The sequence below is a fragment of the Salinimicrobium gaetbulicola genome (assembly GCF_042676025.1).
GTDB classification, from domain to species: domain Bacteria; phylum Bacteroidota; class Bacteroidia; order Flavobacteriales; family Flavobacteriaceae; genus Salinimicrobium; species Salinimicrobium gaetbulicola.
Genome location: NZ_JBHTJP010000032.1, coordinates 232,601 through 245,487 on the forward strand (window position 1 = coordinate 232,601; position 12,887 = coordinate 245,487).

Here is a 12,887-nt window from a genome sequence, read left to right on the forward strand (position 1 = left end):
AAATATAAAACAAAAAAAAGCGGTGGAATTTCCACCGCTTTTTTATTTTCAATAAAATTCCGAAACTAGGATTTCATCCAGGCATTTCTCAATTCGATTTGCACATCACTTGCATTGAGTATTTCAACAATGCGCATACCGGGAGCCGTAGGTTCTACTATTTTACCTTGTAGTTCTATTTCATCCCCATTCCTGATAACCAGCATATTGATCTCTTCACCCGTTTTCCACTGCATTGACGTAGTGATAAGGTCATAAATATTTTCTCTTGTATATCTTGTACCATTGATCGATTTGATCATATCACCTGCTTGCAGGTTCAGGGCATTATGGAAAGAGTTGAAATCAATATCATTCCTCATGGAAATGTTACCTGACTGGTTTATAGTGATATAAGGAGTTTGATTATCTTTTAAGAAATATCCGGTTTTCACCTGATCTTCCTTAAACTGAAGTCCCACTTTTTCAAGGAATTCATGATAAGGAATTGGAGTAGGCCCACTTACATATGTATCAAAGAATTCCCTTATCTCAGGATACGTCAATTTCACGATCTCATCAATAAGTTGATCATCTTTAAATGGTCTGTTCTTACCGTATTTATCGGTCAGTTTTTTCATTAAATCAAGGATACCCATTCTGCCTTCGCTTAATTCCCTTAGCCTGATGTCAAGGGCCATTCCGATTAAAGCACCTTTTTGGTACACATTGTAATAGTTACTTTCATATTTTTCCTCCAGGATATTTTCACTCATTAGAGTAAAAGGCATGGTGTCATCAAAATTCCTGGCGGTATTTATCTTGTCATTAATACGGTCATAAAAATCCTGTTGGTTTATTAAGCCCTGATTGACCTGGAAAAGATTTGCAAAATATTCGGTTACGCCTTCATACATCCATAGGTGCTTAGACATTTTAGGATCATTATAATCAAAATAATGGATCTCTTCAGAATGTACACCCAGAGGAGTTACAATATGAAAGAACTCGTGTGAAACGATATCGATAAGACTTTCTTCCAGCTCATTTGGTCCCATTCCTTCAGGAAGAACGACCACGGTAGAGGTGTGGTGCTCTAAAGCCCCAAAATTTCCAGCATCTCCATCACCCGGGGTTGGAGACAGGTACAAAAGGATCGCGTATTTATTAGTGTCGTCAATATCTCCTAAAAAGCGCTTTTGAGCAGATACCATTTTCTGCATGGCAGGTTTAATATCTTCTGCAGAAAATACTTTGTTAGGAGAATAAACGTCAAGTAAAACTTCCATTTCACCCACTTTGAAGCTGACTGTATCAGGAGTGGCATACATTATAGGGTTATCTGTAACTTCGAAATAACGGTTCAATTGGTAAACATCAGTAATGAAATTGCCATCTTCCGCAGGAATACTTTGGGAAATATTTAAAGCCGTGCCCGCAATTAAGTCAGCTGGTCTTTTGATCTCCAACCTGTATTTTTCCTCTTTCATGTCTTTGAAATAACCAACAAAGCCATGAAGGTTCAACAGGAAATTTTCATCCTCTAAAATATTGGTTCCGGCCATGGAATAAATTCCGCCTTCTCCGGGAATGTCAAAAGTATCATTAACCCAATAGGTTATCTTATCCAGCTTTTTAGCGTTTGGAATTGTCCAGCTATTCTCGTCAACCTGTACAACTTTCAGTTCATTTCCTTTGTAGTCATAAGCTTTTAGATCCTCAGAATATTTCCCGAAATTGGAAGTTGAGTAGGTTCCTGGAACAGTTTTGGGAATGTAAAAGGTGGTGCTTTCTATAGTGAAAGCGGCTGGGTCAATACTCACCATAACTTTATCGTCCTTAACATTTATGAGGTCAAGGGTAGTGATAATGGGCTGCTCTTCAACAATTCCCGTTTTGGAAGTTTTACAAGAATACAAGGTGGCCGAAAGTGCCAATACATACAGAATTTTCTTCATTTTTCTAATCATTTATTATAGGACTACTTTTTAGGCAGGCCGTTACAATTCCGTTTAAATAATCAAAATTTTCAAATTATCAGGTTTCCAAATATAGTTGAATTCTGCTTTATGATCTTCCTCATATTTTGGACGATAAAAGATTGAAATAGCAAAAAAACATATTAAATATTGATAAATTTATAAGAGTTATTTCTTAAATTTAAGAGACGCGTTAATTGGAAAAATATGGTATCATCTTCTATCCTAAACTATCCTGGTTTCTTTCCATATTTCTGCGGATTCTTTTTAACCCTTGTTCCACTTAAAATTCATAAAGATGAAAATTTACGATGATAAACACATCAAGAACATTGTCTTTGTCGGTGCTCACAACAGCGGAAAGACGACCCTGGCAGAAACCATGTTGTTTGAAGCCGGATTGATCAACAGGCGTGGTGCGGTAGAAAATAAAAATACGGTGTCAGATTACCACGAGATCGAACATGAAAAAGGGAATTCTGTATTTGCTACACCATTACATACCGAATGGCGAAATTATAAGATCAATATCATTGACACCCCTGGACTGGATGATTATATAGGAGAGATCATCTCTTCAATTCGGGTGGCCGATACTATTGTGACCGTTTTAAACGGGCAGTACGGCGTGGAAGTGGGAACAGAGATCATTTGGAATTACATCAATAAATATCATAAACCAACGGTTTTTGTAATTAACCAGATCGATCATCCAGGGATAAATTTTGAGGAAAGCTTTAAGAGCATTCGCTCCCTGGTGGGCAATAATGCCGTTAAGATCCAGTATCCTTTAATTGTAGATGGCGCACAGTGCATCATTGATGTCCTCAAAATGAAAATGTATAAGTTTTCTGCGGAAGGAGGGAAGCCACAAAAATTAGCTATCCCCAAAGACCAAATGGAAACTGCGAATACCCTGCACAACGAACTGGTAGAGAAAGCGGCTGAAAATGATGAGGAATTAATGGAATTGTATTTTGAAAAAGGCACTTTGAACGAGGATGAAATGAGAAAGGGGATCAAGGCCGGAATGCTGAATTACGATCTTTTCCCTGTTTTCTGCATGTCTGCTCTGAATGATATGGGCAGCGGAAGATTAATGGGCTTTATTGATAATGTGGCACCCTCTGCAGCTGACCTAAAATCTGAGCAAAGTGTGCAAGGAAAAGAAGTACTTCCCGATAAAGATAAATCTCCTGTTTTGTTTGTTTTCAAGACCGTACATCAACCAAACCTTGGTCAGATCACCTTCTTTAAAGTTAAAAGCGGAGAAGTTAAGGTAAATGACAAGTTGGTAAACCAGAGGAACGGGGAAACTGAAGTTTTGAACCAACTTTTTATCATGGACGGGAAGGAAAGAAACCCGGTGCAAAAACTTACGGTTGGAGACATAGGAGCAACCTTGAAGTTAAAATACACAGAAACCAATGATACTCTCGGAGTACAGGATGCGAATGTCACCGTAAAACCAATTCAGTACCCTCAAACAAGAATAAGAAGAGCAGTTTTTGCTGAAAACACCAAAGACGAAGAGAAACTAAGTGATGCTCTTAAAAAGATCAAAAGTCAGGACCCAACCGTAGAATTATCATTTTCAAATGAATCCAGGCAAATGATCATTGCCTGCCAGGGAGAACTTCATTTAGCCACTATTGACTGGCTTCTTAAGAATATCTACGGAGTAGAAGCGCGGTTTGAAAAGCCTAAGATCTCGTTCAGGGAAACTATCCAACGGGCTGCTGCTTCCAATTACAGGCATAAAAAACAATCAGGAGGTTCAGGACAATTCGGAGAAGTTCACATGAAGATCGAACCATGGGAAGAGGGCATGCCTGAGCCTGAAGGATTTAATATCCGAGGGAAAGAAGAAATTGACCTTCCATGGGGAGGGAAACTGGTCTTTTATAATTGTATCGTGGGAGGAGTGATCGATCAAAGATATCTGCCATCCATTATGAAGGGTATATTAGAAGTTATGGAAGAAGGTCCTTTAACAGGATCTTACATTAGAGATGTTCGCGTGATGGTCTATGATGGTAAGATGCACTCGGTTGACTCCAATGACATTTCCTTTAAGATCGCTGGGGCACATGCCTTTAAAGAAGCCTTCCTTAATGCCAATCCAAAGCTTTTGGAGCCAACACTTGACCTTACGGTAAAAGTTCCTGAGGATATGGTTGGAAATGTCATGACGGAACTACAGACCAGACGTGCGATCATCCAGGGGATTGAAAGCTCAGATAATAATCAGATCCTTAAATGTATTGCTCCTGAAGCTGAACTATATGGTTTCTCAACAGACCTTAGGTCACAAACCAAAGGTAGAGCCACATTCACAACTCAGTTTAACGGATACCAGGCAGTACCACCGAATATTCAAAACGAATTAGTAAACAAGAAAGAACTTGTGAAATAAACTTTTAAAGAATGGAATTTTTCAAAATACTTGACCTCAAAACTTCCGAAGAAGGAATTCAAACCCATTTGACCCTGGAAAATCTGGATACATATAGCAGTGATCTGTTTCCGCTTCAAAGCTCAGAATCAGACAGGGTTCAAATAGGAGGGATCTGGGGTGAGTTCACCCTTTTATACCAGACTATTGCCGGGGGAGTGCGTTTTGCACTAAAAGAGTGTCCTAATGCGCTAGCCTGGACTGTGACTACCGGTCTTCCACCTGAGAAAGACAAGGTAGTTATCCATTTAACGGTTAACAGGAAAGAAAGAGAGCCGGAATTCTTAGAAGAGATTCAGGATTTCATGGAAGATCTTTCCGAAGGCCTTTTAAAAACCTTTAGCAAATATGAAACTACGGTAACATCTTAAAATATCCTATACCTTACAATAGGATTTAATAACCCGTATCCTTGCAAACAAAGATGCGGGTTATTTATTTTCTCTAACTTCCCTCAAAATATAAATAAATGACTCTGAACTTAAATTTATTACAGGCTCAACTGAACGAAATGAAGCAATATATCTCTGAAAAGGATGTGAAAAAGCCCTCAGTTTCAAGTGCGCCGGTGGACTGGCATCTTTCTCACAGCCTCAAGGTGATCAACAATATTATCACAAATTTAGAATCATCTGATCCTGAAGATTTCAAAAAAGAATTCAGTTTTTGGAAAATATTGATATTCCTTACCCGAAAAATTCCGCGTGGGAAAGCTCGGTCCCCTAAAGTGGTACTTCCTCCGGATGAGATCACTGTCAAAGACCTGGAAAATGAATGGACAAAGGCAAAACAAAATGTTCACCTTCTAAATACCTTTCCCAGGAAAGCACATTTTGAACATCCATATTTTAAACATCTCGACAGGAATCAAACCAAAACCTTTTTAGAGATACATACCGAACATCATTTGAAGATCATAAGAGAAATTCTGGAAAAATAGATCAATAAAAAATGGCACCTGATAAAGTGCCATTTTTTAACTATTCCTTTTGGTGACTTAACTTGGGATTAAGCTTATAGAGATAAGACCAGGCGTCATCTACAGACGATCGGAATTTAGATCTCATTTGTTCCATTTTTTCTTTTCCGTGTGCTTTTTCATAAACTGACCACGGAGCATCAAATGGCTCATCCAGTTGTGAAAAATTCTTGTAAGGTGTGGCCACCATATAATCTGGTGAATCCATTCCGCCACCCACAAAGTCATACCAAACTCCCAAGGGTTGTCCTTTTTCATTTTTGTATGTACCGGAAACATCCTTCACAACATCCATAAAATCTGTGGAATTGTTGGTTCTGAAAAAGGTCACCCAAACAACCGAAGTGCTGTCTGAAGCAGTTCTACTGTATTCGGGCATGGTCCATGAAAGATTAAAATTCATATTCTCAATGTGAGGGAATACATCATTCTTAAAAATACTCATACAAGCTTTATCAGCTTCGGTTTGGCCTTCATCCATTTCTGCCCATTTATCCATGGTATAGGTAACTGCTACCACGCCCGATTGTCCCTGCATGCGATTCCACACATTCCACGTGTCGGTACCTTTATTTGAAAGGTAGCAATCCTTCCATTTTTGCATACCATCGTTGAATTCCTGTTGATGATTCATTTTGACGGTCAATTCGACCATGTTTAAAAGTTTCTTGTTTGTTTCCTGTCCTAGAGAAAGTAACGGGAAAAGGATCATTAAAATAAATACTCTTTTCATTATTTATAGGGTTTGGTTAATACTCAAATTACTTCGGAGGGAGGAAATTGGAAGGGCAGGGGGAGGATTCTACCTTTATAAGGTACTACAAACCAGTCGAAAACGGAAATTTTTGCGACTATAGACTAAAAAATCTGTTAAGTGGTAATTTTCAAATGGCGGCTGAGAGATTTCCATAAAAAAAGCAGCTCGAAAGAGCTGCTTTTTAAGGTTATTGGTTGAAATAGATATTAGAAAATATAACGTAATCCAACCTGAGCCTGCCATCTTGATTCCAGGCTAAAGTCATATCCAAAGGTTCTGGTTTGATCAGTTCCGAAGGAATAAACTGGAACATTATCATCTCCAACAGTAACACCAATTGGCTGATCGTTCACTGGCATTTCAATTACACCCCAATCAGAATTCAATAGGTTTCCGAAGTTAAGGATGTCTAAACTTAACTGGATAGTGTTTGTTTTTTGACCAACCTTAAAGTTGTAATCCTGAAGTAACTTCACATCCCATCGACCTCTCCATGGGCTAAGGATACCATACTTTTCAGCATAGTTTCCACGATTCTCGCTTAGGTAATCGTCTTGCTGGATGTAAGCCTCCATAGCCTGTCTTTGAGCTTCCTGCTCTGTAGCATCACCAGTGAAAGTATACTGCTGTAATTCAGTTGGAGTAGGAATATAGATTAGGTCATTTAAAACAGACCCGTCATTGTTGATGTCTCCTGAATATGTGTAAGTGAATCTACCACCTTTTGCATACTCATAGAAAGCTCCGATTGAGGTACTCCAACGGTCATCTTTTCCATAAGTGAACTGCTTGTTCAATTGTCCAACAATACGATGCTGGTCACCATATCTTGACGGAGTTAAAACTGCTGTGTTCACGTTTCCTAAAGCAGGGTTTCTGTCAAATGCGTCACTTGAGATCTCTGCATCTAAAGAACTGGCGTCTTCAGCTTTCAAATAGTTATAAGCGATACTTACGTAGAAGTCTCTCATAATGTTCTTGGCTGCTTTAACAGACCAGTTATAAGAGTATCCTTTATCTGTGTTGGTGAACACATACGCATTGGTTGTTCCTCCAAAGTCATTCACAGCCTTGTCTGAATCTAGGTAGATCAAGCGGTTATCAACACCTTCCAGGTTTCCGGTAGGAGTTCCTAAACCGTAATTTCTAACGATCTGAGCATTCGCGTCTTTCGTGTAGATATAATCTGAAGTAATGGTAAGACCATTGTCAAATCTATAATCAATTCCGAAGCTGGTTCTCCATACCTGCGGGTATTTGAAATCTGGAGCAGTGGTCTGGTAAAAATAGAATGCTGGGTTAGCAACCTGGTTTCCGATCCATACGAAAGGAAGTCTACCGGTGAAGATACCTGTTCCTCCTCGAACCTGAAGGCTTTTGTCTCCTAATGCATCCCAGTTGAATCCAAGTCTTGGAGACCATAAAAGGTCATTTGCAGGAAGTTCTAAACTGTTCAGTTTTACAGGCTCACCATTCTCGTTATAATAAGTGATGTTAGGCTGGTAATCACCTACACGATCAATATTTTCCTGGATCTTATCTTTTGTATCAAAGTACAATGGCTTGTCAACCCTCAGTCCGTATGTGAAAGTAAAATCCTCAGTCAATTTCCATCTGTCCTGTGCATAAAAAGCAAGCTGACCTACATTGGTTTCAGCTAATGCCCAGCTTCCTTCAGCGTTTCTGGTGTCAAACACATTTTGAGCGTTTGCAAGAGCTTCAGATAAAAGGCCATTTTCAACAGCTTCCTGGAAGCTACCTCCCAGATTTGCTGGGTTAGTTCTTACGCTTGTGAAATCAGGTCCAAATACACCAACGCCACCGTTCTCATTAAAGTAAGTATAAGCACCTAAGTTGAAAGAGTTATCAAACTCAAAGCGCTCAAAACTACCTCCCAAAGTAAAGGTGTGCTTTCCGGAAGTGATGGTCAGATTGTTTGTAACCTGGTAAACATTTTGCTCTAAGCGGTTATTGATAGAGAAAGGTTCATGACCAGCAATGATGTATCTTACACCATCTTCCTGAATGCTGATAGCAGGAGCAGGAGATGAAAAAGGATCACGGCTGTCGTCAAAGAAAGTATAACCAGCCTGGAACTTGTTTGAAACATTATTCCCTAAGGAAGAGTTCAATTCTACTAACCAGGAGTCAATGTTGTTATTAATGGTATATCCTGAATTTCTAAACTGAAGGGTAGTAAGGTCTGGACCTCTACGACCAATAGCTTCAGGGTTTGCCGGAAGATCTCTGGATGCATTCAGGAAGTTATAGATAACTGCCAAACGGTGATCCTGGTTGATGTTCCAGTCTAGTTTTATAATACCTTTAGAAGATTCTGTATTGTGAGTATACCCTTCGTAAGGACCTGTTTCATAACCTAAAGTTCTTAATTGGGTCGAAACATAATCAAGGTCTTCCGCAGAAACTCTTGAAACGTTTTCTCCGGTTAATCCCGGACGGCTGGCTACGAAGTTCGAACCAAGATCTGAACGGTCATCACGCTCATAGTTTGCGAAAACGAATAGTTTATCTTTAATGATAGGTCCTCCAACGCTGAATCCGTACTGAGCTTGTTTAAGGTCCGGTACAATGATCTCATCACCGGCAACTTCGTCTCCGGTCATTTGCTCATTACGGTAGAAACCGTAAACAGTTCCTTCTAATTGATTGGTACCACTTTTTGTAACCGCATTTACTGAAGCACCGGTAAACCCTGCCTGAGTAACATCATAAGGAGCAGTAGAAACCTGGATCTGGTCAATAGCATCCAAAGAAATAGGCTGCGCATTGGTTTGACCTCCAGGAGTAGCTGCATCAAGTCCGAATGGGTTGTTGAAAATAGAACCATCTAAACTAAAGTTGTTGAACTGGTCATTTCTTCCTCCAAAAGAACCATTACTGGAAGCAGTTGGTTCTAAACGATAAAAATCGGCTGCAGATCTTGAAATGGAAGGAAGAGTTTTTAACTCTTTTCTACCAATATTGGTTTCTGCTCCTGTACGCTCACTATTGATCACCTGATTCTTTGAGGTAGTGATAACCACTGCATCTAGCTCTGTAGCATCAGCAATCAAAGAAAGTTCAATATTATAGGTTTGTCCAAGATTCAAATTGATTCCTTCCAGAACAGCTGTCTGGAATCCAACATAACTTATTGTTACTGTATAAGGTCCACCAACTCTAAGGTTCAAAAGGTTGAATGCACCGTCAAAATTTGTTACCGTACCATATTGTGTTCCGGTAGGGGTGTGAACAGCAGTAACGTTTGCTCCGGGTAATGGAACGTTTTCCTGATCAAGGATAACCCCGCTAATTTCGGCAGTCGTAACCTGGGCTCCGGCTGTCAAAATGTTGATAAACGCTACTACAAATAGTAGGAGAAATTTTTTCATGTTTGCTGTGTTTGTTTGTGTTAATTGTTCTTAAAAAAGTTGTGCAAAAATACCTATTCATTACTATAATACAACCATTTAGAGGAATTTTTTTGATTGTCTGAATGCCACTATCGAAAATTACTATGATTTATGTCATTTTTTGATCTCTAAAAGTTAACATAATCGGTAGATGTTCATTTTTTTCGTATTTTAAAAGCCTGAAATACAACCGTTTAAAGAGGTTTCAATATGAGAGGTTTACTGATATTTTTTTTAGCCCTATTTGTAGGAGGATGCCAAAATAAAAAGCAGAAATCCTCCGGAAATGGTGCGGAGAAAATTAATGTAACCTCAAAATATTCCTGTGTACCTGCTATCAGCGATACTTTATGGTATACTTCCGAAAATAAAGCACCATTATTTAATAACCTCGGTGATCACCATTTTCCTATAACCACTAAAAGCGAATTAGCTCAAAAGTATTTTGATCAGGGTCTGGTACTAGCATATGGGTTTAACCATGCCGAAGCCGCCAGGTCCTTTTATTATGCTACCAAACTTGATCCCGATTGCGCGATGTGCTACTGGGGTTATGCTTATGTATTAGGACCTAATTATAATGCCGGAATGGAAGAAGGAAATTATGAGAGAGCCTATAAGGCCATTGAAAAAGCCGAAGAACGAGCAGGCAAGGTCACTGAAAAAGAAAGGTCTTTAATAAAGGCACTTTCCAAAAGATATGTAAAGCTACCTATTGAAGATCGGTCTTCATTGGACGAGGCATACAGTGCAGCCTTGAAGGACCTGTCAAAGAAATATCCAGGTGATACCGATATTAAAGTTTTATACGCTGAATCCCTGATGGACCTGCATCCATGGGATCTCTATGATAAAAAGGGAGATCCAAAAGAATGGACTCCGGAAATCGTGAACTTGCTGGAAGAGATTATTAAAAATAATCCAAGGCATCCCGGAGCTCATCATTTTTATATTCACGCTACTGAAGCTTCCAAAACACCACAACTGGCCTACATTTCAGCCGATGCTTTTGACAAAGATCTTGTGCCCGGTGCCGGGCATTTGGTACACATGCCTTCTCACGTATATATAAGGACAGGTGATTATCATAAAGGAACACTGGCGAACTTAAGAGCGGTAAAAGTTGACAGTAATTATGTTACGCAATGTCACGCCCAGGGTGCTTATCCTTTGGCATATTACCCTCATAATTATCATTTTTTAGCGGCAACCGCGGCTTTGGAAGGTAACAGGAAATACGCGATGTTAGGCGCTAAAAAGGTTTCCGAGCATGTGCATCCAGATCTTATGAAAGAGCAGGGATGGGGCACTCTGCAACATTATTATGTCATTCCGTTCTATGTGATGGTAAAAATGGGGGATTGGAATGGCATTTTAGACTCTGAACTACAAACCTATGACCTTCCATATCCTGAAGCAGTACGTCATTATGCCCGCGGAATGGCATTTCTAGGGAAAGATCAACCGGGGAGAGCAAAAATGGAATTGGAGGCCCTAGAAAGAATTTCAAAGAACCCGGCCCTGGCTCAAGTGAACATCTGGGAGATTAATAGCGTTGATCATTTGGTGCAAATTGCCCGTCGAGTTCTGAAAGCTGAAATTATTGCTTCGGAAACATCAGATTATGAAGCAAGTTTTGCCCTTCTAAAGGAAGCTGTTGAGATAGAAGATGCATTAAATTATGATGAACCTCCTGATTGGTTCTTTTCTGTTAGACATCACTTAGGCGCGGTACAAAATGAAGCGGGCAATTACGAAGATGCTGTAAAAACCTATTTTGAAGATCTTGAAAAACTTCCGAAGAATGGTTGGGCTTACCATGGTCTTGCGAGAGCCTATAAGGGATTGAATGACCCGGAAAAATTAACTGAAATTCAAGAGCATCTTAAAGAATCCTGGGAATATGCCGATATACAAATCGATAATTCCAGGATAAAATGAAGATCGCAACCTATAACGTCAATGGTATCAACGCGAGGTTACCCGTTTTACTTAGATGGCTGAAAGAATTTAAACCAGACATTGTTTGCCTTCAAGAGTTGAAAGCTCCACCCGAAAAAATACCTGAAGATGCAATTTCTGAGGTAGGATATAATGCCATCTGGCATGGTCAGAAAAGGTGGAACGGGGTTGCTATCCTTGCGAAAAATCTCGAAATTGAAGAGATCCAAAGAGCGCTTCCGGGTGATCCTGAAGATGAACAAAGCCGATATATTGAAGCATTAGTTCACGGTCTCCATATTTGTGGACTTTATTTACCGAATGGTAATCCTGCTCCTGGACCTAAGTTCGATTATAAAATGCTTTGGATCAAACGTTTCAAAAAAAGAGCTAAAGAACTAATAAAGGAGAATAAGCCGTGTATACTCATGGGGGACTTCAATATCATTCCTGCAGAAAAAGATGTTTATAAACCGGAACGTTGGGTAGATGACGCATTGTTCAGGCCAGAGGTGCGTAAAGAATTTGAAGAACTTCAAAAACAGGGCTGGATTGATGCCATTCGGTTTCTTCATCCGGAAGAGACAATATATACGTTCTGGGACTACTTTAGAAACGCATTTTCCAGGAATGCAGGATTAAGGATCGATCATTTTTTGCTGAGTCCCGGACTTGAAAAGCAGGTTAAAAGGGCAGGGGTGGACCTCGAAGTTCGGGGCTGGGAAAAGACCAGTGATCATGCTCCGGTATGGATGGAACTGGAAAAGAAGTAGGGGACGGACTATTCAAAACTTCATTGACCTTATCCTTCATCAGTCATAAATGGCCTTTTATCTTAAACCTTAACTTCCTGTAGTTTAATTGAAAGCATTACTCTAATTTTAAAATAGATTGTAAATCAAATGTTTAAAAAGCGATGCGATCTATTTAATTTCTTTTTACTCCCTCCATTTCCTCCCAAGTCCATAATATCCGGATCACCGATCCAAAATAGAATTATTGATAAAAATTTAAAAAAATGGCACAAAGAACGATTTACGTGAGCAGGTTAAATTCAAATTCCACTCAAATTAAATTAAGGGATAGCGAGGGGCACAATCCTGGAAATGACCAATTAACTACCCTTGTCGATACAAATGACACGGTAGTGTGGGAACTAGATACTAACAGTGGTTTAACTGCACTTACCCTGGTAAAGAAAAAATCAAATTCCCCTCATGATCTTTTATCAATTCATCCCCATCAAAATACTGATGGTACTTGGTCTGCTACAGTAAAGTCTACTTCACCTGGCATTGGAAAAAGAGAAACCTATAAAATAAAGTATACCATAGGTAATGAGGAATATAAAGATGATCCGGTCCTTCAAATGAAAAATTAATAT

The 12,887-nt window shown here is 39.4% G+C and carries 9 protein-coding genes; 6 read left to right on the forward strand and 3 right to left on the reverse strand.

The window, feature by feature from the left end; translation table 11 throughout:
- Positions 1-65: 65 nt before the first annotated feature.
- Complete coding sequence (locus ACFQ1G_RS02595) at positions 66-1,937, reverse strand: M61 family metallopeptidase (RefSeq protein ID WP_380736712.1); 1,872 nt, start codon at positions 1,935-1,937, stop codon at positions 66-68.
- A 319-nt stretch (positions 1,938-2,256) separates the two neighbouring features.
- Here ACFQ1G_RS02595 and ACFQ1G_RS02600 point away from each other — a divergent pair, with 319 nt between their 5' ends.
- From ACFQ1G_RS02600 to ACFQ1G_RS02610, 3 genes are all read left to right on the forward strand, one after another.
- Positions 2,257-4,374 carry an elongation factor G gene (locus ACFQ1G_RS02600; protein WP_380736713.1) on the forward strand — a complete coding sequence of 706 codons (2,118 nt, stop codon included), beginning with the start codon at positions 2,257-2,259 and terminating at the stop codon, positions 4,372-4,374.
- 11 nt (positions 4,375-4,385) lie between these two features.
- Entirely contained in the window at positions 4,386-4,784 is a 399-nt protein-coding gene (locus ACFQ1G_RS02605; RefSeq protein ID WP_380736714.1) for a hypothetical protein, read from the forward strand.
- Positions 4,785-4,882: 98 nt separating this feature from the next.
- On the forward strand, positions 4,883-5,353 hold the full coding sequence (locus ACFQ1G_RS02610) for a hypothetical protein (RefSeq protein WP_380736715.1): 471 nt from the start codon (positions 4,883-4,885) through the stop codon (positions 5,351-5,353).
- Between the two features lie 40 nt (positions 5,354-5,393).
- On the opposite strand, the gene ACFQ1G_RS02615 is transcribed toward ACFQ1G_RS02610, so the two are convergent.
- Both ACFQ1G_RS02615 and ACFQ1G_RS02620 read right to left on the reverse strand, forming a co-directional pair.
- Complete coding sequence (locus ACFQ1G_RS02615; protein ID WP_380736716.1) at positions 5,394-6,125, reverse strand: hypothetical protein; 732 nt, start codon at positions 6,123-6,125, stop codon at positions 5,394-5,396.
- A 230-nt stretch (positions 6,126-6,355) separates the two neighbouring features.
- The gene (locus tag ACFQ1G_RS02620; RefSeq protein ID WP_380736717.1) at positions 6,356-9,541 is read right to left on the reverse strand and encodes a TonB-dependent receptor; all 3,186 of its coding nucleotides are present in this window, start codon (positions 9,539-9,541) and stop codon (positions 6,356-6,358) included.
- A gap of 231 nt (positions 9,542-9,772) precedes the next feature.
- Here ACFQ1G_RS02620 and ACFQ1G_RS02625 point away from each other — a divergent pair, with 231 nt between their 5' ends.
- From ACFQ1G_RS02625 to ACFQ1G_RS02635, 3 genes are all read left to right on the forward strand, one after another.
- The gene (locus ACFQ1G_RS02625) at positions 9,773-11,503 is read left to right on the forward strand and encodes a tetratricopeptide repeat protein (protein ID WP_380736718.1); all 1,731 of its coding nucleotides are present in this window, start codon (positions 9,773-9,775) and stop codon (positions 11,501-11,503) included.
- A complete protein-coding gene (xth, locus tag ACFQ1G_RS02630) occupies positions 11,500-12,276 on the forward strand; it encodes an exodeoxyribonuclease III (protein ID WP_380736719.1) in 777 nt (258 codons plus the stop codon). Before ACFQ1G_RS02625 ends, xth begins: the two co-directional genes overlap by 4 nt.
- Before the next feature lie 245 nt (positions 12,277-12,521).
- The gene (locus ACFQ1G_RS02635; protein WP_380736720.1) at positions 12,522-12,884 is read left to right on the forward strand and encodes a hypothetical protein; all 363 of its coding nucleotides are present in this window, start codon (positions 12,522-12,524) and stop codon (positions 12,882-12,884) included.
- Positions 12,885-12,887 lie beyond the last annotated feature (3 nt).

Excerpts from the sequence above, each read along its gene's own strand:
- xth (WP_380736719.1), top strand. The coding sequence starts at position 11,500 with ATGAAGATCGCAACCTATAACGTCAATGGTATCAACGCGAGGTTACCC.
- ACFQ1G_RS02605 (WP_380736714.1), top strand. The coding sequence starts at position 4,386 with ATGGAATTTTTCAAAATACTTGACCTCAAAACTTCCGAAGAAGGAATT.
- ACFQ1G_RS02615 (WP_380736716.1), bottom strand. The coding sequence starts at position 6,125 with ATGAAAAGAGTATTTATTTTAATGATCCTTTTCCCGTTACTTTCTCTA.
- ACFQ1G_RS02600 (WP_380736713.1), top strand. The coding sequence starts at position 2,257 with ATGAAAATTTACGATGATAAACACATCAAGAACATTGTCTTTGTCGGT.
- ACFQ1G_RS02625 (WP_380736718.1), top strand. The coding sequence starts at position 9,773 with ATGAGAGGTTTACTGATATTTTTTTTAGCCCTATTTGTAGGAGGATGC.
- ACFQ1G_RS02595 (WP_380736712.1), bottom strand. The coding sequence starts at position 1,937 with ATGAAGAAAATTCTGTATGTATTGGCACTTTCGGCCACCTTGTATTCT.
- ACFQ1G_RS02620 (WP_380736717.1), bottom strand. The coding sequence starts at position 9,541 with ATGAAAAAATTTCTCCTACTATTTGTAGTAGCGTTTATCAACATTTTG.
- ACFQ1G_RS02610 (WP_380736715.1), top strand. The coding sequence starts at position 4,883 with ATGACTCTGAACTTAAATTTATTACAGGCTCAACTGAACGAAATGAAG.
- ACFQ1G_RS02635 (WP_380736720.1), top strand. The coding sequence starts at position 12,522 with ATGGCACAAAGAACGATTTACGTGAGCAGGTTAAATTCAAATTCCACT.